This is a genomic window from Kosakonia sp. YIM B13571 (assembly GCF_042788095.1).
GTDB classification, from domain to species: Bacteria; Pseudomonadota; Gammaproteobacteria; order Enterobacterales; family Enterobacteriaceae; genus Kosakonia; species Kosakonia quasisacchari.
Genome location: NZ_JBHZPL010000002.1, coordinates 76,157 through 100,908 on the forward strand (window position 1 = coordinate 76,157; position 24,752 = coordinate 100,908).

22 protein-coding genes are annotated in these 24,752 nt (G+C 54.7%); 12 read left to right on the forward strand and 10 right to left on the reverse strand.

Annotation, left to right across the window (positions count from 1 at the left end):
- Positions 1–4 precede the first annotated feature (4 nt).
- Both ansA and sppA read right to left on the reverse strand, forming a co-directional pair.
- Positions 5–1,021 (reverse strand): asparaginase, encoded by a 1,017-nt coding sequence (gene ansA / locus ACFX4O_RS05510; RefSeq protein ID WP_131411589.1) that lies wholly within the window; start codon positions 1,019–1,021, stop codon positions 5–7.
- 61 nt (positions 1,022–1,082) lie between these two features.
- Entirely contained in the window at positions 1,083–2,936 is a 1,854-nt protein-coding gene (gene sppA / locus ACFX4O_RS05515) for a signal peptide peptidase SppA (RefSeq protein ID WP_380207692.1), read from the reverse strand.
- A gap of 162 nt (positions 2,937–3,098) precedes the next feature.
- Between sppA and ACFX4O_RS05520 the strand changes: the two genes are divergently transcribed.
- A complete protein-coding gene (locus ACFX4O_RS05520) occupies positions 3,099–3,650 on the forward strand; it encodes an NAD(P)H nitroreductase (RefSeq protein ID WP_380207693.1) in 552 nt (183 codons plus the stop codon).
- 126 nt (positions 3,651–3,776) lie between these two features.
- Here the strand turns inward: ACFX4O_RS05520 and phoC are convergent, their stop codons facing one another.
- Positions 3,777–4,520 carry an acid phosphatase PhoC gene (gene phoC / locus ACFX4O_RS05525; RefSeq protein ID WP_380207694.1) on the reverse strand — a complete coding sequence of 248 codons (744 nt, stop codon included), beginning with the start codon at positions 4,518–4,520 and terminating at the stop codon, positions 3,777–3,779.
- Between the two features lie 264 nt (positions 4,521–4,784).
- Between phoC and selD the strand changes: the two genes are divergently transcribed.
- Both selD and ACFX4O_RS05535 read left to right on the forward strand, forming a co-directional pair.
- Positions 4,785–5,828: a selenide, water dikinase SelD gene (gene selD, locus ACFX4O_RS05530; RefSeq protein WP_131411581.1), complete on the forward strand. Its 1,044-nt coding sequence runs from the start codon at positions 4,785–4,787 to the stop codon at positions 5,826–5,828.
- Between the two features lie 4 nt (positions 5,829–5,832).
- Entirely contained in the window at positions 5,833–7,788 is a 1,956-nt protein-coding gene (locus ACFX4O_RS05535; protein ID WP_380207695.1) for a DNA topoisomerase III, read from the forward strand.
- 29 nt (positions 7,789–7,817) lie between these two features.
- Here ACFX4O_RS05535 and gdhA read toward each other — a convergent pair whose 3' ends face one another.
- Positions 7,818–9,161: an NADP-specific glutamate dehydrogenase gene (gdhA, locus tag ACFX4O_RS05540; protein WP_380207696.1), complete on the reverse strand. Its 1,344-nt coding sequence runs from the start codon at positions 9,159–9,161 to the stop codon at positions 7,818–7,820.
- A gap of 235 nt (positions 9,162–9,396) precedes the next feature.
- On the opposite strand from gdhA, the gene ACFX4O_RS05545 reads away from it, so the two are divergent.
- Entirely contained in the window at positions 9,397–9,684 is a 288-nt protein-coding gene (locus ACFX4O_RS05545) for a YnjH family protein (RefSeq protein ID WP_380207697.1), read from the forward strand.
- Here ACFX4O_RS05545 and ACFX4O_RS05550 read toward each other — a convergent pair.
- From ACFX4O_RS05550 to xthA, 3 genes are read right to left on the reverse strand one after another with little or no spacing between them, the layout of a single operon-like run.
- A complete protein-coding gene (locus tag ACFX4O_RS05550) occupies positions 9,650–10,066 on the reverse strand; it encodes a pyrimidine (deoxy)nucleoside triphosphate diphosphatase (protein ID WP_380207698.1) in 417 nt (138 codons plus the stop codon). The genes ACFX4O_RS05545 and ACFX4O_RS05550 overlap by 35 nt on opposite strands.
- Positions 10,066–10,929, reverse strand: coding sequence for a sulfurtransferase (locus ACFX4O_RS05555; RefSeq protein ID WP_380207699.1), 864 nt, complete (start codon positions 10,927–10,929; stop codon positions 10,066–10,068). The genes ACFX4O_RS05550 and ACFX4O_RS05555 overlap by 1 nt, the downstream gene beginning before the upstream one ends.
- A gap of 4 nt (positions 10,930–10,933) precedes the next feature.
- On the reverse strand, positions 10,934–11,740 hold the full coding sequence (xthA, locus tag ACFX4O_RS05560; RefSeq protein ID WP_131411569.1) for an exodeoxyribonuclease III: 807 nt from the start codon (positions 11,738–11,740) through the stop codon (positions 10,934–10,936).
- Between the two features lie 434 nt (positions 11,741–12,174).
- Here xthA and ACFX4O_RS05565 point away from each other — a divergent pair, with 434 nt between their 5' ends.
- The 7 genes from ACFX4O_RS05565 to ves all read left to right on the forward strand — a co-directional run bounded on the left by ACFX4O_RS05565 (position 12,175) and on the right by ves (position 19,879).
- On the forward strand, positions 12,175–13,395 hold the full coding sequence (locus ACFX4O_RS05565) for an aspartate aminotransferase family protein (RefSeq protein WP_380207700.1): 1,221 nt from the start codon (positions 12,175–12,177) through the stop codon (positions 13,393–13,395).
- The gene (gene astA, locus ACFX4O_RS05570) at positions 13,392–14,441 is read left to right on the forward strand and encodes an arginine N-succinyltransferase (RefSeq protein ID WP_380207701.1); all 1,050 of its coding nucleotides are present in this window, start codon (positions 13,392–13,394) and stop codon (positions 14,439–14,441) included. The genes ACFX4O_RS05565 and astA overlap by 4 nt, the downstream gene beginning before the upstream one ends.
- Positions 14,438–15,916 (forward strand): succinylglutamate-semialdehyde dehydrogenase, encoded by a 1,479-nt coding sequence (gene astD, locus ACFX4O_RS05575; RefSeq protein ID WP_380207702.1) that lies wholly within the window; start codon positions 14,438–14,440, stop codon positions 15,914–15,916. Before astA ends, astD begins: the two co-directional genes overlap by 4 nt.
- On the forward strand, positions 15,913–17,238 hold the full coding sequence (gene astB / locus ACFX4O_RS05580; RefSeq protein ID WP_380207703.1) for an N-succinylarginine dihydrolase: 1,326 nt from the start codon (positions 15,913–15,915) through the stop codon (positions 17,236–17,238). The genes astD and astB overlap by 4 nt, the downstream gene beginning before the upstream one ends.
- A gap of 11 nt (positions 17,239–17,249) precedes the next feature.
- Positions 17,250–18,218: a succinylglutamate desuccinylase gene (astE, locus tag ACFX4O_RS05585; RefSeq protein ID WP_380207704.1), complete on the forward strand. Its 969-nt coding sequence runs from the start codon at positions 17,250–17,252 to the stop codon at positions 18,216–18,218.
- Positions 18,219–18,532: 314 nt separating this feature from the next.
- A complete protein-coding gene (gene spy, locus ACFX4O_RS05590) occupies positions 18,533–19,012 on the forward strand; it encodes an ATP-independent periplasmic protein-refolding chaperone Spy (protein ID WP_380207705.1) in 480 nt (159 codons plus the stop codon).
- Between the two features lie 309 nt (positions 19,013–19,321).
- Positions 19,322–19,879: an environmental stress-induced protein Ves gene (gene ves, locus ACFX4O_RS05595; RefSeq protein WP_131411661.1), complete on the forward strand. Its 558-nt coding sequence runs from the start codon at positions 19,322–19,324 to the stop codon at positions 19,877–19,879.
- Here the strand turns inward: ves and cho are convergent.
- Together cho and nadE are read right to left on the reverse strand one after the other, a co-directional pair.
- Positions 19,876–20,739, reverse strand: a complete 864-nt coding sequence (cho, locus tag ACFX4O_RS05600) for an excinuclease Cho (RefSeq protein WP_380207706.1) — start codon at positions 20,737–20,739, stop codon at positions 19,876–19,878. The genes ves and cho overlap by 4 nt on opposite strands.
- An 82-nt stretch (positions 20,740–20,821) precedes the next feature.
- Positions 20,822–21,652, reverse strand: coding sequence for an ammonia-dependent NAD(+) synthetase (gene nadE, locus ACFX4O_RS05605; RefSeq protein ID WP_131411553.1), 831 nt, complete (start codon positions 21,650–21,652; stop codon positions 20,822–20,824).
- Positions 21,653–21,905: 253 nt separating this feature from the next.
- Here nadE and osmE point away from each other — a divergent pair, with 253 nt between their 5' ends.
- Positions 21,906–22,244 carry an osmotically-inducible lipoprotein OsmE gene (gene osmE, locus ACFX4O_RS05610; RefSeq protein WP_131411551.1) on the forward strand — a complete coding sequence of 113 codons (339 nt, stop codon included), beginning with the start codon at positions 21,906–21,908 and terminating at the stop codon, positions 22,242–22,244.
- A gap of 68 nt (positions 22,245–22,312) precedes the next feature.
- Here osmE and katE read toward each other — a convergent pair whose 3' ends face one another.
- Positions 22,313–24,568: a catalase HPII gene (gene katE / locus ACFX4O_RS05615; RefSeq protein WP_131411549.1), complete on the reverse strand. Its 2,256-nt coding sequence runs from the start codon at positions 24,566–24,568 to the stop codon at positions 22,313–22,315.
- Between the last annotated feature and the right edge of the window lie 184 nt (positions 24,569–24,752).

Sequence of the window (24,752 nt, forward strand, 5' to 3'; positions counted from 1 at the left end):
CTCCTCATTCATCCGGCGTCAATTCACCGCGCAGGTTCTGCGTCATTGCGGTGCGAATTGAATCGGCGTCCAGATCCTGACTTAACAGGTAGTGAAGTTTTGTCAGGGTCGCTTCAACCGTCATGTCTGCGCCGCCAATCACACCTGCGTGGGCGAGGGCATTGCCGGTGGCGTAGCCGCCCATGTTGACTTTGCCGGACATACATTGTGTCAGGTTGACCACGACAATGCCGCGGGCGCTCGCTTCCTGTAACTCTTTCAGAAACTCACCGTTTTGCGGCGCATTACCCACACCGTAAGAACGAAGTATCAACGCTTTTACCGGCTGGCGCAGGAAGTTACGTACCACGTCGGCGGAAATACCCGGATAAATCGTCACCACGCCAATCGGCTGGGGAGTGATCGGATGCACCACCAATTCTCCCACCGTATGCGGTGCGGGTGGCGTACCCAGGCGACGAATATGGATACCCGCTTCCAGTAACGGCGCAAGGTTAGGCGAAGCGAACGCATCGAAACCGTCGGCATGCGCTTTGGTGGTGCGGTTACCGCGGTACAGACGGTTATTAAAGAACAGTGTCACTTCATTGATCGGGAAATTAGCCGCCACATATAACGCATTAAGCAGGTTGATCTGCCCATCAGAACGCAGTTCGGCAAGCGGGATTTGTGACCCTGTCACAATGACCGGTTTGCCCAGGTTTTCCAGCATAAATGACAGCGCTGATGCGGTGTAGGCCATCGTATCCGTGCCGTGCAGAATCACAAAACCATCATAGTCGTCGTAGTGCGCTTTCACATCGTCTGCAATATGTTGCCAGTCTTCCGGCGTCATATCAGACGAATCCATCAGCGGCTCATATTCATGAATGGTGAAATCGGGCATTTCCGGGCGATGGAACTCAGGCATCAGCGCTAGCTGGCGTTGCAGGTGACCGGAAACTGGCACATAGCCGTGTTCTGAGCGTTGCATACCGATAGTACCGCCCGTGTAGGCAACGTAAATGGATTTTTTTTGCATAGTTATATTCTGGCTTCATCAAAAAAATCCCCTCCGGTGGAGGGGACATCGTCAGGTGATTTTAGCGGATTTTGGCGCAGTTCAGACAGAGCGCATAACGATTTTGCGGATCGTTAAACACCGCCAGTTTGTCAGTTTCAGCTTTCATCTCCAGCGCAGCGCTCGCCAGCGGCGCGGGCAGGTATGTCTGCAATGCTTTTGGCAGCAAGGCGCTGACCGAACCAGACATGCTGTCCATTACCCGATCAAAGAAACTCGGTTCTTCTTCGTAGTAATCGATATGCCACTGTTTCAGTTTCGCAAGCTCAGCCGCTTTCGCCAGTGCATCGTCGAAATCGCCCAGCGCATCGACCAGCCCGTTGTTTTTCGCATCCTGGCCGGTCCAGACGTGGCCCTGCGCGATTTTATCAACCTGCTCAGGCGTGCTGTTGCGCGACTGCGCCACCAGCGTGATAAAGCGCTTGTAGCCATTCTCAATGCTCAACTGCATCATCTGTGAAACTTCGTCCGGCAGCGCTTTGGTCATACTGACATCTGCCAGCGGCGAGGTTGCTACGCCATCAGTATGCACGCCGATACTGTCGAGGCTGTTTTCCAGTGTGTTGATAACCCCGAAGATACCAATTGAACCGGTCAGCGTGCTGGCACTGGCGACAATGTAGTTCGCCGGTGTTGAGATCCAGTAACCGCCAGATGCCGCCATACCGCCCATCGAAACCACGACCGGTTTACCTGCTGCGCGGGCTGCCGCCAGCTCGGAGCGGATAACTTCCGATGCGCTGACGCTGCCGCCAGGGCTGTTGACACGCAGCACAATGGCTTTCACTTTCGGATCCAGACGCGCATCGCGGATCTGCGCAGCAGTCGTATCACCGCCTACGTTCCCCGGCGTCTCTTCGCCGTCCATAATCGCGCCGTTAGCGAAAATCACCGCTACGGTATCGCCAACATCGCTTGGTTTTTTCGCCTGGTAATCATACATGCTGACCGCGCGGAAGTTCTTATCCTCTGTGCTCCAGCCAAACTGTTTAACCATCGCTTTTTCCGCATCGGTTGCGGAACCCAGCTCATCCACCAGTTTGTTATCCAGCGCATATTTCGCCGTGTCGCCATCCGCTTTACGCAGACCCTCCAGCATCGCTTGCGCGCCAGGGAAGACCTGTTGCGCGGTGATTTGGCGGTTAGCGGCAACGGTGTTGAGGTAGTTCTGCCATAACTCATTAATCCAGCGGCTGTCCGCATCGCGGGCTGCCGGGGACATATCGTCGCGAATAAACGGTTCAACGGCAGATTTATATGTTCCGACGCGGAATACATGGGTGGTGACTTTCAACTTATCAAGCAGCGACTTGTAGTAGAGGCCGTTGGTGGCAAAACCGTGCAAATCGACCACGCCCTGCGGCGACAACCAGATCTTGTTGGCGAAGCTGGCAAGGTAATACTGCCCCTGGCTGTAGTTATCGCCTACGGCATAAACCGGCTTACCGCTGTCGCGGAATTCGCGCAGCGCTTTACCGATATACTGCATTGATGGTTGATCCGCACCGGCAAAGTTTTTCAGATCCATCACAATCCCGGTGATATTCCGGTCATGCTGTGCCTGGCGAATGGTGTCGACGATGTCAAACAGGGAGTTTTCCTGCAACCGATCGGAGCTGGCACCGAACAACTGGCGGCCCAGCGCGCCCAGTCGGCTGCTGGCGGAGGTTTTGTCCACCACCACGCCAGAAATATCCAGTAGCAAGGCTCCACGGCTGTTGCTGCTGGCTTTGCCGTCGCTCAGTTGCATCCATACACCTGCGACGACCAGCACCAATAGAATAAAGAAAAGATTCAGCACCAGATTGCGGATAAAGTTCAGCAATCGCCAGCTCCACTTGAAAAAACCGGCAATAATACGCCAAAGGGTTCGCATGTATTCTCCCTGGTAGTTAACGACCACCGCTGCCCGAGCGGCAAAGTGTGGTTATCCTAATTACCCCGCCGCCTCTTGTCAGCAGGAATCGCCTCCGACGCTGTAACAATTTCTACGCTCGTGTTAATTTTGTGAACAAATTTCAATACAGGAGTTTAACTAATGGACGCACTTGAGCTGCTCGTCAATCGTCGTAGCGCATCCCGGCTGGCAGAACCGGCCCCGGCAGATGAACAACTGGATAACATTTTGCGTGCAGGCATGCGCGCGCCAGATCACGGTACGCTTCAACCGTGGCATTTTTTTGTCATCAAAGGGCAAGGGCGCGAACGTTTCAGTCAGACGCTGGAACAGGCCGCGACTGCCGCAGGGCAGGATGAAAAAGGCATCGAAAAAGCGCGTACATCACCCTTTCGCGCACCGTTGATCATCGCAGTGGTGGCGAAATGCGAAGAGCACCATAAAGTCCCGCTTTGGGAGCAATTACTTTCTGCCGGCTGCGCGGTAATGGCGATGCAGATGGCGGCGCTGGCGCAAGGGTTTAACGGTATCTGGCGCACAGGTCCGTTGACTGACAGCGCAGTAGTTCGTCAGGCGTTTGACTGCCGCGAACAGGATAAAATCGTCGGTTTTCTGTACCTCGGCACACCGCAGTTGAAAGCCTCGACCACTGTCACCGTACCGGATACCACGCCGTTCGTGACGCATTTCTAAGTTCAGCCTGATATCTGACGGCTGCGACAACTCCGCCGCAGCCGTTTTCTTTTAAAGTCCAATCGGCTTTCGCCGATAAAAACGCGAAGGGATCATAGCGAAAGCACACCGATCCGGGCGCGCTGTTTATTTACGTTGTGCAAACTCATCTTTGGCTTTTTGCAACTGTTGCTGGAAAGCCGGATTGGTATGCAGAGTGGCAACCACGGCGGAGCCGACAATGCGCGCGGCGTCCACATCACTTTGCCAGTGGTAGCCGCAGATTACCCGGCTTTGACCCAGGTCGTAGCCGCGTTTGAGGATCTGATCCTGACGCTGTGGGTTAATCTCTGCCAGCACCAGTGCGGTGGCCCAACCGATAGAGGTATGACCGGACGGATAAGAGCCATTTTTCGCCAGTGAATCCTGCTCTTTGGTGTTGCAAGTCGGCACGCCGTAGAAGGCAAACGGGCGGATACGCATATATTTTTGCTTCGCGCCGCGCGTTGCCAGATCGCCCTCATCTTCGATCATGTTGGTCAACAGCTTATGCAACTGCGGGGCATCTTTCTCAGTGATCGGTGAGCCAAATGCGCCGGAGAAGGCGTTTGCCACGCCGCCGCTGCTCAGGTTGGCGTCTTCCGCCGCCTGTTTGCCGCGCTCGGTGCTACGCAGCAAGCGGCCCTGCTCGTACATCGCTTGATCGTTTAAAAACGCGATGCTACCGACTTCCGGCGGCGGGGGTAACAAAGCCAGGCTATCAATCGCCTGCGCATTTTTCAGGTAGTAAAGATCAGGTTTGGTGGTGGCGTCATTCCCGGATGGAACCAGAGCAAAAGCGCTGGTAGAGAGCAAACTAGCAAGACAAAACGCGATGATATTTTTTTTCATGAGCGGTTCCTTTATGTAAAAAAGCGTCTGTAGCCCTCAGTGGCTGCTGTCATATTTCTGTCATAAAATGCCAAAAAGAACATTGCGGTGACTCGCAAAATGGCCGATGTAGTTATTGAGATGATGTTTACGAGCAAAAAATCATCGCACGTGATGTCTGTTTCGTTTGCTTAATGAGCAATAACGCGCGAAATCAGATTGCCAGACTTACCAGCTCAGCATTTGGGCGCTACCATAGCGCGATTGCAATGACAGGAGATGTCCATGAGCGAGCAAGCCATTCGTTTAACGCAATACAGCCACGGAGCCGGTTGCGGTTGTAAAATTTCCCCCAAAGTGCTGGATACCATTCTGCATAGCGAGCAGGCGAAGTTTCTCGACCCGAACCTGCTTGTCGGCAACGAAACGCGTGATGACGCCGCCGTTTACGATTTGGGTAACGGCACCTGCATTATCAGCACCACTGACTTCTTTATGCCGATTGTCGATAACCCCTTCGACTTTGGCCGTATTGCTGCGACCAACGCCATTAGTGACGTTTTCGCGATGGGCGGCAAACCGATTATGGCGATTGCCATTTTGGGCTGGCCCCTCGACAAACTGGCACCGGAAATCGCGCGTGAGGTGATCGACGGTGGGCGTTTTGCTTGCCAGCAGGCGGGAATTGCGCTGGCAGGTGGCCATTCAATCGATGCACCGGAGCCGATTTTTGGCCTTGCCGTAACGGGTGTGGTGCCAACCGAACGCGTGAAGAAGAACAGCACCGCCCAGGCAGGCTGCAAACTGTTCCTCACCAAGCCGCTGGGTATTGGCGTGTTAACGACGGCGGAGAAAAAATCGCTGCTTAAACCGGAACACGTTGGTCTGGCAACGGAAGTGATGTGTCGCATGAACCTTGCCGGTGCCGCATTTGCCGGGATCGACGGCGTAAAAGCGATGACCGATGTCACCGGTTTTGGTCTGCTTGGCCATCTGAGTGAAATGTGTCAGGGCGCTGGCGTGCAGGCGCAGGTCTGGTATCAGGATGTGCCGAAATTGCCAGGTGTTGAAGAGTACATTGCTCAGGGCGCAGTGCCAGGCGGTACGCAGCGTAACTTCGCCAGCTATGGTCACCTGATGGGCGAGATGCCGACGGCAGTGCGCGATTTGCTGTGCGATCCGCAAACGTCCGGCGGCTTGCTGCTGGCGGTAGCGCCAGGTTCGGAAGAAGAAGTGAAAGCAACAGCGGCGGAATATGGCATTGAACTGAGCGCGATTGGCGAGCTGGTCAGCGCGCGCGGCGGTCGCCCGATGATTGAGATCCGTTAATCCTATGCGGTTATTTATTGCCGAAAAGCCCAGTCTGGCGCGTGCCATTGCCGATGTGCTGCCTAAGCCACATCGCAAAGGCGACGGCTATATTGAGTGCGGTAATGGTCAGGTGGTGACCTGGTGTATCGGTCACCTGCTTGAACAGGCGCAGCCGGATGCCTATGACAGCCGCTATGCGCGCTGGAATCTGGCCGATCTTCCGATAGTGCCGGAAAAGTGGCAGTTGCAGCCGCGCCCGTCGGTGCTTAAGCAAATCAATGTTATCAAACGCCTGCTCGCTGATGCCGAGCAGGTGGTTCACGCCGGTGACCCGGATCGAGAAGGGCAGTTGCTGGTTGATGAAGTGATTGATTACCTGCAACTGCCTGCTGAAAAACGCCAGCAGGTGCAACGCTGCCTGATTAACGATCTCAATCCGCAGGCGGTGGAGCGCGCCATTGAGCGCCTGCGAGCGAATAGCGAATTTATTCCGCTGTGCGTGTCGGCGCTGGCGCGCGCCCGTGCCGATTGGCTCTATGGCATCAATATGACCCGCGCGTATACGTTGCTGGGGCGTAACGCCGGCTATCAGGGCGTGCTCTCCGTTGGGCGCGTGCAGACGCCGGTGCTGGGGCTGGTGGTGCGTCGTGACGAAGAGATTGAGAACTTCGTGGCGAAGGATTTCTTTGAAGTGAAAGCGCATATCGTCACGCCTGCCGGGGAGCGTTTTACCGCCCTGTGGCAGCCGAGCGAAGCGTGCGAACCTTATCAGGACGACGAAGGGCGCTTGCTGCATCGCCCGCTGGCGGAGCATGTGGTGAGCCGCATTAGCGGCCAACCCGCGCTGGTGACAGCTTATAACGATAAACGGGAATCAGAACTCGCGCCGCTGCCGTTTTCGCTTTCCGCGTTGCAAATTGAAGCGGCAAAACGCTATGGGCTCAGTGCGCAGAACGTGCTTGATATTTGCCAGAAACTCTACGAAACCCACAAGTTGATCACCTATCCGCGTTCTGATTGCCGCTATTTGCCGGAAGAGCACTTCGCCGGACGACACGCGGTGATGAATGCGATTGGCGCTCATGCCCCGGGTTTGTTGCCGCAGCCGGTAGTAAACCCGGACACGCGCAACCGCTGCTGGGACGATAAGAAAGTCGATGCGCACCACGCGATTATCCCGACGGCCCGCGCCTCAAAGGTCAATCTCAGCGATAACGAAGCCAACGTTTATAATTTGATTGCTCGCCAGTATTTGATGCAATTCTGCCCGGATGCGGTGTTCCGTAAATGCCAGATCGATCTCGACATCGCCAACGGCAAGTTTATCGCCAAAGCGCGTTTTCTGGCAGAAGCCGGGTGGCGCACGCTGCTGGGTTCGAAAGAGCGCGACGAAGAGAATGACGGCACACCGTTGCCGGTGGTGGCAAAAGGCGACGAATTGCTGTGCGAAAAAGGCGAAGTGGTCGCGCGCCAGACCCAGCCACCGCGCCACTTTACCGATGCAACATTGCTGTCGGCGATGACCGGAATTGCGCGATTCGTGCAGGACAAAGATCTGAAGAAAATTCTGCGTGCTACCGATGGTCTGGGCACTGAGGCGACGCGTGCAGGGATTATCGAACTGTTGTTCAAGCGCAGTTTTCTGGTGAAGAAAGGACGCTATATCCACTCGACCGAACCGGGCCGGGCATTGATCCACTCGCTGCCGGAGATGGCGGCACGCCCCGATATGACCGCGCATTGGGAGTCGGTGCTGACGCAAATCAGTGAAAAAGAGTGCCGCTATCAGGACTTCATGCAGCCGTTGGTCGGTACGCTACACGAGCTGATTCACCAGGCGCGCAACACGCCAGTGCGTCAGTTCCGTGGGCTGGTGGCACCGGGCGGCGAGAAGAAAAAAACGTTCGCGAAAGGTCGTGGAAAAAAACGCCCGCCATCAGCAGAGGCGGGCGGTGATGCAGCGTCTCCGGCTGGATAACGCGTTTTCGCTGTTATCCGGCCTGTTTATCAAATCACACCCTGCGCCAGCATGGCGTCGGCGACTTTCACGAAGCCCGCGATGTTGGCGCCGCGCACATAGTGCGTTTGTTTGCCTTCACCGCCGTACTCGACGCAAGCCTGATGAATATCCAGCATGATGTGATGCAAACGTGCATCTACTTTTTCCGCTTTCCAGCCCATACGCGTGGCATTCTGCGCCATCTCCAGACCGGAGGTGGCAACACCGCCTGCATTCGCGGCTTTCCCCGGCGCGAACAGCACGCCCGCCGCCAGGAACAATTCGGTAGCATCGATGGTGGTGGGCATATTCGCGCCTTCCGCTACGGCTTTTACGCCGTTGGCAATCAATACGCGCGCCGCGTCGGTATCCAGCTCATTTTGCGTAGCACATGGTAGAGCGATGTCGACCGGCACTGACCACGGCTGTTTGCCTTCCAGATATGTCAGACCAAATTCACGCGCGTAATCCGCAATGCGACCGTCGCGGCTGGCTTTGATCTCGCACAGACGCGTGAGTTTTTCGCGGTTAAACCCGGCTTCATCCACCACGGTACCCGCCGAGTCCGACGCGGTGATCACCCGTGCGCCGAAGGCCATCGCTTTTTCAATGGCGTATTGCGCCACGTTGCCGGAGCCGGAAACCGCGACGCGCATCCCTTCAAAGCTAAGACTGTGGCGCTTGAGCATCGCTTCGGTGAAATAGACCAGACCATAACCGGTCGCTTCCGGGCGGATCAGACTGCCGCCAAACGAAAGCCCCTTGCCGGTAAAGACACAGGCGGTATTGTTGGAGAGCTTTTTCATCATCCCGGCCATAAAACCGACTTCGCGTGCGCCGACGCCAATATCTCCGGCGGGCACGTCGGTATCTGCGCCAAGATGGCGATACAGTTCACTGATCAGCGCCTGGCAGAAACGCATCATTTCGCCATCGCTTTTGCCTTTCGGGTCAAAATCACTGCCACCTTTGCCGCCGCCCATTGGCAGAGTAGTGAGCGCATTTTTAAACGTTTGTTCGAAGCCGAGGAATTTGAGGATCGACAAATTCACCGACGGGTGAAAACGCATACCGCCTTTGTAGGGGCCAATAGCCGAACTGAACTGTACTCGCCAGGCGCGGTTGACCTGGACCTGATTGCGATCATCAACCCAGGCGACACGAAACTGGATCACTCGCTCCGGTTCAACAAGGCGTTCAAGTAAAGACATCTGGCGGTAACGCGGGTGAGCTTCAAGGAAGGGCCAGAGGGTGGTCATCACTTCACGAATGGCCTGTGAGAACTCCGGCTGGTGCGGGTCGCGCTGTTCGACATACTGGAGAAATGATGCAAGAGAATGCGTCTGATCCATAGATATAAAAGTCTCTTATTGTTGTGGTGAATTTGTTGTGATGGTGGTGCGCAAAAAGCAGGCACTTTTGGACTATAACATTCGCAAGGCTGCATGCCGCAAGGGAAAAATCTGTACACCAGGCAAATTAATAATGGGTAGCCTGTCATAACTAAAAACGATGGGTAGGGAAATTAAAGTCCTGACGCAGAGATCCGTTATAGTAATGAGTGGCGTCAATCAGAAAGGACAAATTATGGCCCAAATTAAGTGGATAGCAGCAGCGTTACTGGTCGCTGCGTCAACCAGCGCGTTGGCTGAACGGTTACCGTCGGCGGGAATTGAGGTGAATGTGCCGCCGGAAGTGTTCAGCTCCGGTGGGCAGACGCAAACCACGCAGCCCTGCATACAATGCTGCGTGTATGGTAATCAAAACTACAGCGAAGGGGCAGTTATCAAAACCGAGGGGGTGTTATTACAATGCCAGCGCGATGAGAAAACCCTTTCCACTAACCCGCTGGTGTGGCGGCGCGTGAAGCCATAAACGCTTCCAGCAGCGGAATATCCGCCGGAGCCAGCGCGAGTTTCAGCGCTTCGGCGGGTAAACACCACCGTAAATCCTGGTGATAGTGGCGTACCGGTTCACCGTAAAAATTCACCACGTGCCATGCGTGCAAATGAATCAACCGACCTGAAACCTCCCGCTGGTGGCTGGCAACATAGCGCGCCGGTACGGCGTTAATGCCCAACTCTTCCCGCAACTCTCGCGTCAGCGCCTGCGGCTGTGTTTCCCCGGCTTCTACCTTGCCACCGGCAAATTCCCACAGACCCGGTTGATCGGCGTGTTCTGGGCGCTGTGCCAGTAAAATTTTGCCATCGCGTTCAATGATGGCCGCTACGACATCCAGGGTTTTCAGAAGGGTCATTACTGCGTTCCGATAATGTGCTGGCTCCATTCGAACCAGCCGCCATCATACACGGCGATATCCGGCCAGCCGAGCGCACGGGCAATAAAAAAGGCAAACGAGGCGCGCCAGCCGGTACCGCAATAAAAAATCACTCGCTTATCGCCAGTGATGTGCTGTTGTTGCCAGAGCGCGGCGATCTCAGACGGGTTTCGCACCGTGCCGTCTGCATTGTGAAAATTGGTAATAAACTGGCTGTCGCCTGCTGCCTGCCCCCAGCGGGCACCGGGAATATCGCCGGTCGCGGCGATATAATCATAACCGCTGGCGCGGCCGCTAAACTCAGGCCAACTGCGGATGCTGACCAGTACCGTACCCGGCTGCGTCAGCCGCTGTTGGGTTTGCGCCATATTAAGCAGTAACGCAGGTTGCGTCGGGAGACGCACGCCGAAATCCATTTGCGGTTTAATGTCTGGCGCTGCGCCAGTTTGCCACGCAAAACCAGCGTGCAACCAGCTCTGCCAGCCGCCATCAAGTAAGCGAACATCACAGACTCCGGCGTATAACAAAATATGCGCCAGCCGCTCTGCTGCATAATTGCCACGGCTGTAAAGGACGACGGTAATATCCGCGCGCAGACCATGATTGAGCAGCACCTTGCGTAATTGATCGGGCTCAACCACATTCCACAGCGGCAGGCTTTCTACTTCGCGGGTGTCGATATAATCCGCGCCGGGAATATGCCCGGCGCGATAGAGGTGTTCAGCCTCGCAGCCTACTTCCAGCAGCCGCCAGGCACCCGCAGGGGGAGCGCTGACCGGGAGGTGTTGCAGCACATCCGCCAGCCACTGCGCACAAACCCATGGAGAACGCGCGGGGGGCATCGGTTCAGACCTTAAATTTGGCCCACACGGGTGCGTGGTCGGACGGTTTTTCCATGCTGCGAATGTCGTAATCAATACCGGTTTCAATGCAGCGCTCCGCCAGCGGTTGGCTTGCCAGCAGCAGATCGATACGCAGGCCGCGGTTATCGTCGAAACCTTTTGAGCGGTAATCAAACCACGAGAAGCGATCCTGGGTTTCCGGGTTAGCTTCGCGGAAGGTATCCACCAGCCCCCAGCCTTTCAGGCGCTCCATCCACTCACGCTCTTCCGGCAGGAAGGAGCATTTGCCCGTGCGCAGCCAGCGTTTGCGGTTCTCTTCGCCAATACCGATATCGAGGTCTGTCGGGCTGATGTTCATGTCACCCATGATCAACACTGGTTTTGCTTTATCCAGTTCTGTATCGAGATAGGTTTGCAAATCCTGGTAGAACTTCTCTTTCGCCGGGAATTTCAACGGATGGTCGCGGCTTTCGCCTTGCGGGAAATAACCGTTAATCACCGTGATATCGCCGATAGGCGAGGGGATCTCCGCCATGATAATGCGGCGCTGTGCCTCTTCGCCGTCGTTCGGCCAGCCGCGGCGCACAGAGATCGGCGTCTCTTTGGTCAACAGTGCAACGCCGTAGTGACCTTTCTGTCCGTGGTAAAAAACGTTGTAACCCAGCCGTGCGACATCTTCGAGCGGGAACATATCATCGTGAACTTTGGTCTCCTGCAGACCGATCACGTCCGGCTGATGTTGCTCAACCAGCGCTTCAAGCTGATGAGGGCGGGCGCGCAGGCCATTGATATTAAAAGAGACGAATTTCATAGTCGCAGCCATTTAGCAGAGTGAAAGATGCAGAGATGTTAGCAGAATTTACATTTAACCACCGCCACTTATTGATATTGCCGCCGCCGATGCGCACTGGCGCAATTCGCGCCCTTATTTAGGGCGAAATGCACTAAATAAGGGCGCATGATGTAAATTAATTTCGCTGATGATCACAGTTCTATAATTAAAATTTCTAATTGCATAAACAGGCGTCTTTACTTGCTCTCCACCTCAGTTGGATCTCTATTTATTCACTTTTTATGCAAATAAAGTGAATGGCGATAGGTTTTAAGTTGTTGAAATTTCGTTGCCGCAAGCGGTTTATGCATTTTTATCGCTGGCTGGCACGAACCGTGCAATCTACATTTACAGCGAAAACGTTCATATTCGTTAACATTTTATCAACTATTTATTTACCGGATGAGGTCGCTATGTCTCTGTCAATTACGCGTGAAAATTTTGATCAATGGATGTTGCCTGTCTACGCGCCTGCACCTTTTATTCCGGTACGTGGTGAAGGTTCCCGCCTGTGGGATCAGCAGGGAAAAGAGTATGTCGATTTTGCCGGTGGGATTGCGGTGAATGCGCTGGGGCATGCGCATCCTGCTTTGTGTAAAGCGTTAAGCGAGCAGGCGGCAAAGTTCTGGCATACCGGCAACGGTTACACCAATGAGCCAGTGCTGAAACTGGCGAAACGCCTGCTGGACGCTACTTTCGCCGATCGCGCTTTTTTTTGTAACTCCGGTGCTGAGGCGAATGAAGCGGCGCTGAAGCTGGCGCGCAAATATGCGCATGACACTTTCGGCCCGCAGAAAAGCGGCATTGTCGCGTTCAAAAATGCGTTCCATGGACGCACCTTATTTACCGTCAGCGCGGGCGGGCAACCTGCCTATTCGCAAGATTTTGCGCCGTTGCCGCCGCAAATCCAGCATGCGCAGTTCAACGATCTGGCTTCCGCCAGCGCATTAATTAATGACGAAACCTGTGCCGTTATTGTCGAGCCGATGCAGGGCGAAGGCGGTGTGGTACCTGCCAGCAAGGCGTTTTTGCAAGGGCTGCGCGATCTGTGCAACCGCCATAACGCGCTGCTGATTTTTGATGAAGTGCAAACCGGCGTTGGCCGCACCGGCGAACTGTATGCCTATATGCATTACGGCGTGACGCCGGATGCGCTGACCACGGCAAAAGCGTTGGGCGGCGGTTTCCCGATTGGCGCGATGCTGACCACCGAACAGTTTGGCAAAGTGATGAATGTCGGCACCCACGGTACGACCTACGGCGGTAACCCGCTGGCGGGCGCGGTGGCCGGCGCGGTGCTCGATATTATCAACACACGGGAAACCCTGACTGGCGTGAAGCAACGCCATCAATGGTTTACGGAACAGCTTTCGGCGATCAATGACCGTTATCACCTGTTCAGTGAAATCCGCGGCTTAGGGTTGCTGATCGGTTGCCAACTGGTTCCAGAATATGCTGGAAAAGCAAAACAACTTTCACAACTGGCGGCGGCGGAAGGCGCAATGGTGTTGATTGCTGGTGGTAATGTGCTGCGCTTTGCTCCGGCGTTGAACATCAGCGAAGAAGAGATCCGCGACGGGCTTGTACGTGTTGCCCGCGCCTGTGAAAAATTCACTGCGGAGAGTGCATCATGATGGTGATCCGTCCTGTCGCCGCAGGCGATTTACCGGCGCTGCTGCGGCTGGCCGGGAAAACCGGTGGCGGCCTGACGTCGTTGCCTGTTGATGAAGCAACGCTTGCTGCGCGGATTGAGCGTTCGCAACGTACCTGGCAAGGCAAGTTGCCGAAGGGCGAGCAAGGGTACGTTTTTGTGCTGGAAGAGACGCAAAGCGGCGAGGTGGCGGGGATTTGCGCCATTGAAGTCGCGGTGGGTCTGAACGATCCCTGGTATAACTACCGGGTCGGGACACAGGTGCACGCCTCGAAAGAACTGAATGTCTATAACGCGTTGCCGACGCTGTTTCTCAGTAACGATCACACCGGCAGCAGCGAACTCTGCACGCTGTTTCTCGATCCCGCCTGGCGTAAAGAGGGCAACGGTTATCTGTTGTCAAAATCCCGCTTTCTGTTTATGGCGGCATTCCGCGAGCGCTTCAATGAGAAAGTAGTAGCCGAGATGCGCGGCGTGATTGACGAGCACGGCTATTCGCCGTTCTGGGAGAGTCTGGGCAAGCGTTTCTTTTCGATGGAGTTCAGCCGGGCGGATTACCTGTGCGGCACCGGGCAAAAAGCCTTTATCGCAGAGCTGATGCCAAAGCACCCTATTTATACCCACTTCCTTTCACAAGAGGCGCAAGAGGTGATTGGCGAGGTGCATCCACAAACGGCACCGGCCCGTGCGGTGCTGGAAAAAGAGGGCTTCCGCTACCGTAACTATGTCGACATTTTTGATGGCGGGCCGACGCTGGAATGCGATGTCGACCGGGTGCGGGCGATTCGCAAAAGCCGCCTGGTTGCGGCGGGCGAAGGGCAGCGCGCACCGGGCGAATGGCCTGCGTGTATGGTCTCCAATGAGCAGTATCAGCAATTCCGGGCCATGCTTATCTATGCGGATCCGAACACCGAGCGGTTGCTATTAACGGCTGCCGAACTGGATGCGCTGAAGTGTCAGCCGGGGGATACCGTGCGGTTGGTGCGCCTGTGTGCCGAAGATAAAAGTGGCGAGGAGAAAACAAAATGAGTTTATGGATTAAGGGTGACTGGGTCACAGGCCAGGGCGAACGTCGTATCAAAACGAACCCGGTCAGCCACGAAGCGCTGTGGCACGGTTTTGATGCGGATAGTGAGCAAGTGGCGCTGGCGTATCAGGCTGCACGCGACGCTTTCCCGCAGTGGGCGCGGCAGGCTTTTACTGAGCGCCAGGCCATTGTTGAGAAATTCGCGGCGCTGCTGGAGACCAACAAAGCGGCGCTGACCGACATTATCGCCCGCGAGACCGGTAAGCCGCGCTGGGAAGCGGCGACCGAAGTGACGGCAATGATCAACAAAGCCTCCATATCGGTAAAGGCGTACCACACGCGCACCGGTGAACAACATACAGAGATGGCCGATGGTGCTGCGACATTGCGCCATCGCCCGCATGGCGTGCTGGCTGTCTTCGGCCCGTATAACTTCCCCGGCCATCTGCCGAATGGGCATATTATCCCGGCGCTGCTCGCGGGTAATACCGTGATCTTTAAACCCAGCGAACTCACGCCATGGACCGGTGAAGCGGTGGTCAAACTCTGGGAGCAAGCAGGTTTACCCGCAGGCGTGCTGAATCTGGCGCAGGGCGGGCGAGAAACCGGCCAGGCGCTGAGCGCATTACCGGGGCTGGACGGATTGTTATTTACCGGCAGCGCCAATACGGGATATCAATTGCATCGCCAGCTTGCCGGGCAGCCAGAAAAAATCCTCGCGCTGGAGATGGGCGGCAACAACCCGCTAATTGTTGAAGATCCTGACGATATTGATGCCGCAGTACATCTGGCGATCCAGTCAGCATTTATCACCGCCGGGCAGCGCTGTACCTGCGCGCGTCGCTTACTGGTTAAGCGTTCTAAAGCGGGCGATGACTTTCTGATGCGGTTGGTAGAAGTGAGTGCGCGACTGCAACCGCAGGCATGGGATGCGGAACCCGCGCCGTTTCTCGGTGGCTTGATTTCACCCCAGGCGGCGCAGCATGTTTATCAGGCCTGGCAGGCGCACGAAGCGCGCGGCGGTAAAACTTTGCTGGCACCGCGTCTGTTGGCGGAAGGAACCTCGCTCCTGACGCCGGGGATTATCGAGATGACCGACGTTGCGGGAGTACCGGATGAAGAAGTCTTTGGCCCGCTGCTGTGTGTCTGGCGCTACGACAATTTTGATCAGGCGATCCGCATGGCGAATGACACGCGCTACGGGCTGGCTTGCGGATTGATTTCACCGGATCGGCAAAAGTTTGATCAACTGTTGCTCGAAGCCCGCGCAGGGATCGTCAACTGGAACAAGCCGTTGACCGGTGCGGCCAGTACCGCGCCGTTTGGCGGCGTGGGCGCGTCGGGGAATCATCGCGCCAGTGCGTGGTATGCGGCGGATTACTGTGCGTGGCCGATGGCGAGCCTGGAATCTCCGGCACTGGCGCTACCGCAGACGCTCAGCCCGGGGCTTGATTTCTCCCGCGAGGCGCAACCATGAAAGCGCGTGAAGTCAATTTCGACGGCCTGGTCGGGCTAACGCACCATTACGCCGGATTGTCTTTCGGGAATGAAGCCTCAACCAAACATCGCTTTCAGGTTTCCAACCCGAAACTGGCGGCAAAGCAAGGGCTACTGAAGATGAAAGCGCTCGCCGACGCCGGTTTTCCGCAGGCGGTGATCCCGCCGCAGGAACGTCCCAATGTGGCCGTGTTGCGCCAGCTTGGTTTCTGTGGCAGCGATGAGCAAGTGGTGGAAAAAGCTGCGGCACACGCGCCGCAGATCCTCTCTGCTGCCAGTTCGGCATCGGCGATGTGGGTCGCGAACGCTGCTACCGTCTGCCCGTCGGCTGATGCGCAGGATGGCAAAGTGCATCTCACGGTTGCTAACCTGAACAATAAATTCCACCGTGCGATGGAAGCCCCGACGACAGAAGCGCTGCTGCGCGCCATCTTCCGGGATGAAACGGCGTTTACCGTGCATCCTGCGCTGCCGCAGGTTGCCATGTTTGGCGATGAAGGTGCCGCGAACCATAACCGTTTTGGCGGTAATTACGGCGAAGCGGGTGTGCAACTCTTCGTTTACGGCAGAGAGTACGCAAGCCTGGATGCTCCGGCGCGCTATCCGGCGCGCCAGACGCGGGAAGCCAGCGAAGCGGTGATGCGTATCAACCAGGTGCGCGCAGAGCAGGTGGTTTTTGCCCGGCAAAACCCGGATGTTATCGATCTGGGCGTGTTTCATAACGATGTGATTGCCGTTTCGAACCGCCAGGTGTTTTTTTGTCACGAATTGGCTTTTGCCGAACAATCTCGTTTGCTGGCAGAGCTACACTCAAAAGTACCGGGATTTATGGCGATCCAGGTTCCGCAGCAGGCTGTTTCTGTCACCGATGCAGTGGCAACGTATCTGTTTAACAGCCAACTGCTGAGCCGTGATGATGGCAGCATGATGCTGGTGCTGCCCCAGGAGTCACAGCAACATGCCGGTGTGTGGCGCTATCTGAACACGCTGCTGGCGCAGGATAACCCGATCAGCGAGCTCAAAGTATTTGACCTGCGTGAAAGCATGGCGAACGGCGGTGGTCCGGCGTGCCTGCGCTTACGCGTGGTACTTACCGAGGCGGAACAGCGGGCCGTTAACCCGGCGGTGATGATGAATGACAGTTTGTTTGCCACCCTCAATGACTGGGTGGATCGGTACTACCGCGATCGGCTGACGCAAGCGGATTTAGCCGATCCGCAGCTTTTACGCGAGGGGCGGGAAGCGCTGGACCGATTAACGCAGTTGTTGAATCTGGGATCGGTGTATCCCTTCCAGCGTTAACCGGAGGCCGTATGGATAACTTTCTTGCTGCGACGCTTGCGGGCGATATCCCGCGAAAAATGTCAGGGGAGTCGGGCGGTATTCACTGGTTGTGGCACGAACAAGGGATTCTTGAGCTGATCCCGAAACAAGCTGTCGGGCGATCGCTGGTCATCTCTTGTGCTATCCATGGTAACGAAACCGCGCCGGTGGAGATGCTGGATCTGTTGCTTAAAAATGTGCTTTCGGGCGAGCAGCCACTCACCTGGCGGCTGCTGGTAATCCTTGGAAATCCGCAGGCGCTGGCGCAGAACAAGCGATTTTTGCATAACGATCTCAACCGGATGTTTGGTGGCCGCTGGCAGCAGTTGCCATCGAATGATGAAACGGTGCGTGCCGCCCAGCTTGAACGGGCGATGACCCATTTCTTTGCGGCGGGCGACGAGGAGGAGCGCTGGCATCTGGATTTGCACACCGCGATTCGCGGTTCGCACCATGTCCGCTTTGGTGTGCTGCCGCAGCGGGCGGAGCCGTGGGATGAACTGTTTCTGGAGTGGTTGGGTGATGCCGGGCTGGAGGCGCTGGTGTTTCACCAGGCGGCAGGTGGTACGTTTACACATTACAGCTGCGAGCATTTTAACGCCCTGGCTTGCACTCTGGAGCTCGGCAAAGCGTTGCCGTTTGGTGAAAACGATTTAAGCCAGTTCCAGCGTACGGCCTGGGCGCTGGCCGCGTTACTGGCGGGCGAACCTGCGCCAGACACGGAAAATACGCCGCTGCGTTATCGCGTGGTGCAGCAACTGACTCGCCACAGTGACGCGTTTAAACTTTTTATGAGTGCAGATACGCTCAATTTTACCGCCTTCAATGCGGGCACCTTGTTGGCCGAGGATCGCGGCGAGCGGTATGTGGTGCAACATGAGCAGGAGTATGTTTTGTTCCCAAATCCGAATGTTGCCGTTGGTTTACGCGCCGGGTTAATGCTCGAGAAAATTAATTAAACAGTAAGCCCTGTTTATACAGGGCTTATTTTCATGCTTTTCTTAAATAAATTACAGAATTATCCTGTTGAAGCGCTTTATTAATAAATAACTTTAATTTAAGATTTTCCATAATTCCTTTTTAATCAGTGCATTGAATATTTAATTTTCGACTCTCCACGGTTTATCCTTATTTCCTTCATATTTGACCTAAAAACGGTATTTACACTTTCATTGTTTTACCGTCGCTCTGATTAATTGACGATAAAGCCAGTAAAGTGAATAGCGTCAACACGGCAACCGCCGTAAGAAAAACCGAAGTAAGGAATAAAATTATGCGTAAATTGACTGCTCTGTTTGTTGCCTCTACCCTGGCTTTTGGCGCTGCAGGTCTGGCTCATGCTGCGGATACCACCTCCGCACCTGCCGACGAGAAACCAATGATGCATCACAAAGGTAAAGGCCCGCATGACATGATGTTCAAAGGTCTGAACCTGACCGATGCGCAGAAACAGCAAGTCCGCGATATCATGAAAAACCAGCGCGAAGAGATGAAACGCCCGCCGGTTGAAGAGATGCGCGCAATGCATGACATCATTACCAGCGACAGCTTTGACCGTGCGAAAGCCGAAGCGCAAATCACCAAAATGGAACAGCAGCATAAAGAGGGCATGCTGAAACGCATGGAGACCCAGAACAAGATTTACAACATTCTGACCCCGGAACAGAAAAAGCAGTTCAATGCTAATTTTGAGAAGCGTCTGACAGAACATCCGGCGCCGGAAGGTAAAATGCCTCCTGCACCTGCTGAATAATTCAGCGACCCTCCTTAAGACCGCCGGTTTTGCCCATCGCTTGTTTTACGTGATGGGCAGAACCGGCGGTTTTTTCTTGTTCCCCCTCTTGCCAGCCGCTACTGGCGCGGTATTCTCGTTGAATCCTTTTTTTAGTGATGTTACTTACCTGAAATTTATGATTTTTTACATGTTTGATTACACAGTAGCCTAAGGCAAATCGTGTCGGCTGCCGATAACTCACACATGGCAAAGTAAACAATAACAATGATGCAGGCTGCCCGAAGAAGCAGCGGCGCAGGTGAAGCACCGCGCCATTCAGGAGTGATGATGGAATTCTTTGATATCCGTAAAATGCCGGTAAATCTCTGGCGTAATGGGGCGGGTGAAACCCGAGAAATTTGCTGTTTTCCGCCGGCAACACGTGATTTTAACTGGCGAGCCAGTATCGCTTCGTTGGCCAGTAACGGTGATTTTCCACAATTTCCCGGAGTGGATCGTGTCATAACACTCATTGAAGGTGGCGAAGTGACGCTGAATGGGGGAGGTACTTTTAGCCACACGCTTAAACGTTACCAGCCCTTTACTTTTGCCGGTGAGCAGCCGGTCAGGGCCGAGCTTTGCGACGGACAAATGTCGATGGATTTTAATGTGATGACGCGGCGCGATCGCTGCCGGGCGAAAGTCCGTATCGCCGATCGTACCTTTACCACTATTGGTACACGCGGGGGCGTTATTTTCGTTCTGAGTGGAGCGTGGCAATTGGGTGATAAATTGTTAACCGCCGATCAGGGTGCTTATTGGCAAGAAGGGCGGCAAACTCTGCGGTTGCTAAAGTCTGAAGGGCAGTTACTGTTCAGTGAAATTACCTGGCTGGCCGGTCATTAATCCAGTTCGATTATTTCATAATCACCGGAAAGCAGCGGTTTGCAGAGAATTTTGTAGCCATCATGATCGAAACCCGCCGGTAAACGCAGCAGTTGCGCGGCAGCGGCGGGCTCATCAACTGAACCTAACCATAGCCAGTTGTGGATGATATGGTACTGCGTCATTCCCGCAGCGCTCTCTTTCAGCCCAATTGGACCGCGCCACGGCCAGCAGACCAATTGCAAGCGCGCCATCGCGGCGGCGAAGCGCTCATCATGTGCTTCACACGTCTCTTTACCACAGCATGCCCCGGCGCAGCGCTGTAACGCGGATCGAAAACAAGGCCGGCCACGCGTTAGCGATTCCAGACCCAGCAGCCCATAGCACAGCTTTTCGTCATCAGCGATAGATTGCAGCGCTTGCAATGCGGCGCGACGGTTGGCAAACAGGCCATACAAATCTGGGGAGGAGGAGAAATCTACTTCTTTGGCATACACCACCAGTGGTTTTTCACCGCTAAGGCGCAGCGAGCAGAGTTGGCGATTACGGCGCAGACGCTTATTAAACAGTGGCTGTTGTTCTTTAATTAGTCGCGCTTCGAGCAGCAGCGCGCCAATCTCACCGGCGGTGCAAATCCAGGTAATCCGCCGCGACTGGCGCAGCATAGCCGCTTCATCGGGCGTGCGCAGATGCGACAGTACACGGCTGCGGATATTGATGCTTTTACCGATATAGAGCGGCATTGCTTCGCTTTCGCCGTGGAAAATATAGACACCGGGCTGCCTGGGCATTGCTTCCAACCACGGACGAAGATGTTCTGGATATTCATAGATTGCCGCCGCTTCGAATTCAAGACGCGGGGCTGATTGACGCCTGACCACAAAATACTCCTGATACTGTTTGTCTATCCAGTATAGCAGTCAATAAGTGGCTAAAAAAGAGGCGGCTTGCGCCGCCTGCGGGTTATTTCTTTTTCCAGAAATCGTCGAATACAGTAATCGGCGGGCGACGTTTGTGTTCCGTTTTCACATACCAGCCTTCAATGATTTTCGCGATACTGGCATCCAGCGTTTTCCCTTCCAGATAATCATCGATATTTTCGTAGGTGACGCCCAGTGCGGCTTCATCCGGCAGGGAGGGGCGATCATCTTCCAGATCGGCCGTTGGCGCTTTTTTATAAAGATGTTCCGGGCAGCCCAGGTAAGCCAGCAACTGTTTACCCTGGCGTTTGTTCAGACGGAAAAGCGGGTTGATATCAGTGCCGCCGTCGCCATATTTGGTGAAGAAACCGGTCACCGCTTCGGCGGCATGGTCGGTGCCAACCACCACGCCTTTCGTCATGCCAGCAATGCTGTATTGCGCTTTCATACGCTCGCGCGCTTTTTCATTGCCGCGCACGAAATCGCTCAGTTCGATGCCCGTTTCACGCAGCGCTTGCTCGCTTGCCAGCACCGAGGCTTTGATATTGACGGTAAGGACGCGATCCGGCTGAATAAACGCGATGGCATCCTGGCAATCCTGCTCATCCGCTTGCTTACCGTAAGGCAGACGGACGGCGATAAATTGATACGCTTGATTGCCCGTTTCCTGGCGTAGTTCGCTGATGGCCGTTTGACTAATTTTCCCGGCTAGCGTGGAATCCTGGCCGCCGCTGATGCCAAGTACCAGCGTTTGCAAAAAAGGATAGGTTTTCAGATAGGTTTTCAGAAAATCCACGCTGCGGCGAACTTCTTCTTCGGCGTTGACTGTGGGCTTCACGCCTAACGCCTGAATAATCTCTTGTTGCAGAGTCATTTACCCCTCCGTTGTGTTGTCCTGCTTTGCAGGTTGCAAATAGATAATAGGGCCAAATTAACCCTTTGGCGGTAAAACGACAAGGATCACAGATTTGAGTGCCGCAAATTAAGGCGTTTTAGTAGCTTATCGTGCTTTTATTAGATTTCTCCGAAAGTTATGCCAATGCTGTCTGTTAGTTGAAAAATGCAATTTTATATTCCAGGCTTAGATAACACGCTGATACACAAGCGGATACAAAAGAGGATGGAATATGAATAAGAACATCGCAGGAATTCTGGGCGCAGCTGCAGTGCTGACTATGCTGGCGGGTTGTACGGCTTACGATCGTGCAAAAGATCAGGTTTCACAGCCAGTCGTGAAAGATGTGAAAAAAGGCATGAGCCGCCAGCAGGTTATGCAGGTTGCGGGCCGTCCTTCTTCTGAAGTTACGATGATCCACGCGCGCGGGACTTGCCAGACCTATATTCTGGGTCAACGTGACGGCAAAACCGAAACCTATTTCGTTGCGCTGGACGAAACTGGTCATGTCATGAACTCCGGCTACCAGACCTGCGCCGAGTATGATACTGACCCGCAAGTTAAGCAGTAATTTCGGTTTATCGCCTGAGCAAATAAAAAACCGGCCATTTGGCCGGTTTTTTATGGGTGCAACAGGGGTTACGCCGGGACACTATCGATTTTGCTGATGCGCGACCAAACGCGGTGCGCAGCAAGATGCGTCAGAAAATCATCGATAAAGTTCGCCGTAGCGTTATCCGCCTCGACAATACCGTCTTCTCCCTGGTCATCCACATCCAGTAAGCGCTTAAACTGCCGCGCATCTCCCGCCAGCGCGATAGTTTTCAGATGCTTATAGGCTTCCAGCAGGTAATATTTCGCGTCGCCATTTTGCAGGATATCGCTGATATCCCCGCCGGGAACAATGACGCCATCGACCGTCAGAGACGGCGAGCCAGCGAAGGTGGCGGCAATCGGTAATTCGGAGCCATCATCCGCAGTCACTTTCCCCATTCGCGCATAGAGCAGTTTGCTATGAACGCCTTTGGCTTTCAGGCCCTGCAATACGTTGAGTACATCCGTTGCACTGACCTTATCATGCAGTAATACCGCTACCACCCGGCCTTTCACGTTGCCATCGGGGATGGCATAAAGACTCAGCGAAGGATCTTTTTTTAACCCATTGACTTCCGGCGGTGGGGCAATGTTCAACTGATCGTCGCTCAACGTGATACCGAGATTTTCTGCCACACTTTGCGCCAGATGAACGTCAATGTGCGCCAGTTGATCTACCACGCGTTCGCGAATATACGCCCGTACCACTTTGCTCAGCTCAAAGCTAAAAGCGTCAATAATATGGCGTTGTTCAAACGGCGTCTGGCTTAACCAGAACAGGCGCGGATGCGCGTAATATTCACCGAATGAGGGGCTGCGTTCACGGATTTTTTCCCCTTCGACGCGCTCCTGGTAAGTCTCGAAACCACCACGTTTTGGACCAGGCGGTGTTTCCCGCGGCCAGTTATCATTGATGGAGTTCGGCTCATAGTTCGCGGGGTTTGTGTCAATCTCCATGCGGTGCATGCCGTCGCGCTGCAAGTTATGGTACGGACACGTTGGGCGATTGATGGGAATTTCATGGAAGTTCGGCCCACCAAGCCGGCTGATTTGCGTATCGGTATAGGAGAACAGACGCCCCTGCAGCAGCGGGTCATTGGTAAAATCGAGGCCCGGCACGATATGCCCTGGATGGAACGCTGCCTGCTCGTTTTCGGCAAAGAAGTTATCCGGGTTGCGGTTTAATACCATTTTTCCGACGCGCTGCACGGGAACCAGCTCTTCGGGAATCAGTTTGGTCGGGTCCAACAGGTCGAAATCAAATTTGAATTCATCCTCTTCCGGGATCAGTTGTAGGCCCAGCTCAAACTCCGGGTAATCGCCGGCTTCAATGGCTTCCCATAACTCGCGGCGGTGGAAATCCGGATCGCGCCCGGTTAGTTTTTGCGACTCATCCCACACCAGGGAAGCTTTGCCTGCCAGTGGTTTCCAGTGGAAGCGGACAAACGTGGCTTTGCCTTCGGCGTTGATCAAGCGAAATGTGTGGATCCCAAAACCTTCCATCGTGCGATAGCTGCGCGGAATGCCGCGATCGGACATCGCCCACATCACGTTGTGTAAGGTTTCCGGTTGCAACGAAACATAGTCCCAGAAGGTGTCATGTGCGCTTTGACCTTGCGGGATCGCCCAGTGCGGCTCCGGTTTTACCGCGTGGACAAAATCGGGGAATTTGTGCGCATCCTGGATGAAAAAGACCGGCGTATTGTTGCCGACCAGGTCAAAAATGCCTTCTTCGGTATAAAACTTGGTGGCAAATCCACGAATATCACGAACGGTATCCGCTGAACCCGCGCCGCCCTGCACCGTGGAAAAACGGACAAATACCGGGGTAATTTTCTCCGCATCAGAGAGAAAATCCGCTTTGGTTATATCGCTCAGGCTACGATAAGGCTGAAAATAACCATGCGCCGCCGATCCGCGTGCATGCACGATACGTTCTGGGATACGTTCGTGGTCGAAATGGGTGATTTTCTCCCGCAGAATAAAATCTTCCAGCAGTGTCGGGCCGCGTTTTCCCGCGCGCAGGGAGTTTTGGTCATCGGCGATGCGTACGCCCTGGTTAGTGGTGAGGGGATAATTCTCGCCACCCTTTCGGTAAGGCTCCAGCGCGTTCAGTTTGTCATTCGACGTATCCGGCGCTTTCATGCTCCCCGGCGCAGTCGGTTGCTCGCCAGGTGCTGTGGGGCTCGGAGAAGGGCGGTGAGAATTATCTTCGGGTGCCAGTGAGTCCAGCCCTGGGCGGGATTCGTTAGCATCATGAACCGGGGCGTGGTGATGAGGGTCTTTTTCATTGTGCGACATTGAACTCGTCTCCTGTTTTCATTGCTGAAAAATGGTCGATGTTTCCTTAAAACCCTTCTAACTATAGAACAACATGCTGCATTGACCTGGCGAATCAGGAGTCAACACGGGAGTGAAAAATCAGAGAAAGTGGTTCCAGGCGCGACGCACAAGCTCACAATCGGCTATGATAGGTCTTTAATGT

Excerpts from the sequence above, each read along its gene's own strand:
- ACFX4O_RS05535 (WP_380207695.1), top strand. The coding sequence starts at position 5,833 with ATGCGGTTATTTATTGCCGAAAAGCCCAGTCTGGCGCGTGCCATTGCC.
- nadE (WP_131411553.1), bottom strand. The coding sequence starts at position 21,652 with ATGACTCTGCAACAAGAGATTATTCAGGCGTTAGGCGTGAAGCCCACA.
- osmE (WP_131411551.1), top strand. The coding sequence starts at position 21,906 with ATGAATAAGAACATCGCAGGAATTCTGGGCGCAGCTGCAGTGCTGACT.
- selD (WP_131411581.1), top strand. The coding sequence starts at position 4,785 with ATGAGCGAGCAAGCCATTCGTTTAACGCAATACAGCCACGGAGCCGGT.
- ACFX4O_RS05520 (WP_380207693.1), top strand. The coding sequence starts at position 3,099 with ATGGACGCACTTGAGCTGCTCGTCAATCGTCGTAGCGCATCCCGGCTG.
- sppA (WP_380207692.1), bottom strand. The coding sequence starts at position 2,936 with ATGCGAACCCTTTGGCGTATTATTGCCGGTTTTTTCAAGTGGAGCTGG.
- ansA (WP_131411589.1), bottom strand. The coding sequence starts at position 1,021 with ATGCAAAAAAAATCCATTTACGTTGCCTACACGGGCGGTACTATCGGT.
- ACFX4O_RS05555 (WP_380207699.1), bottom strand. The coding sequence starts at position 10,929 with ATGCCCCCCGCGCGTTCTCCATGGGTTTGTGCGCAGTGGCTGGCGGAT.
- astB (WP_380207703.1), top strand. The coding sequence starts at position 15,913 with ATGAAAGCGCGTGAAGTCAATTTCGACGGCCTGGTCGGGCTAACGCAC.
- ves (WP_131411661.1), top strand. The coding sequence starts at position 19,322 with ATGGAATTCTTTGATATCCGTAAAATGCCGGTAAATCTCTGGCGTAAT.
- katE (WP_131411549.1), bottom strand. The coding sequence starts at position 24,568 with ATGTCGCACAATGAAAAAGACCCTCATCACCACGCCCCGGTTCATGAT.
- astE (WP_380207704.1), top strand. The coding sequence starts at position 17,250 with ATGGATAACTTTCTTGCTGCGACGCTTGCGGGCGATATCCCGCGAAAA.
- ACFX4O_RS05550 (WP_380207698.1), bottom strand. The coding sequence starts at position 10,066 with ATGACCCTTCTGAAAACCCTGGATGTCGTAGCGGCCATCATTGAACGC.
- ACFX4O_RS05565 (WP_380207700.1), top strand. The coding sequence starts at position 12,175 with ATGTCTCTGTCAATTACGCGTGAAAATTTTGATCAATGGATGTTGCCT.
- gdhA (WP_380207696.1), bottom strand. The coding sequence starts at position 9,161 with ATGGATCAGACGCATTCTCTTGCATCATTTCTCCAGTATGTCGAACAG.
- xthA (WP_131411569.1), bottom strand. The coding sequence starts at position 11,740 with ATGAAATTCGTCTCTTTTAATATCAATGGCCTGCGCGCCCGCCCTCAT.
- ACFX4O_RS05545 (WP_380207697.1), top strand. The coding sequence starts at position 9,397 with ATGGCCCAAATTAAGTGGATAGCAGCAGCGTTACTGGTCGCTGCGTCA.
- astD (WP_380207702.1), top strand. The coding sequence starts at position 14,438 with ATGAGTTTATGGATTAAGGGTGACTGGGTCACAGGCCAGGGCGAACGT.
- spy (WP_380207705.1), top strand. The coding sequence starts at position 18,533 with ATGCGTAAATTGACTGCTCTGTTTGTTGCCTCTACCCTGGCTTTTGGC.
- phoC (WP_380207694.1), bottom strand. The coding sequence starts at position 4,520 with ATGAAAAAAAATATCATCGCGTTTTGTCTTGCTAGTTTGCTCTCTACC.
- astA (WP_380207701.1), top strand. The coding sequence starts at position 13,392 with ATGATGGTGATCCGTCCTGTCGCCGCAGGCGATTTACCGGCGCTGCTG.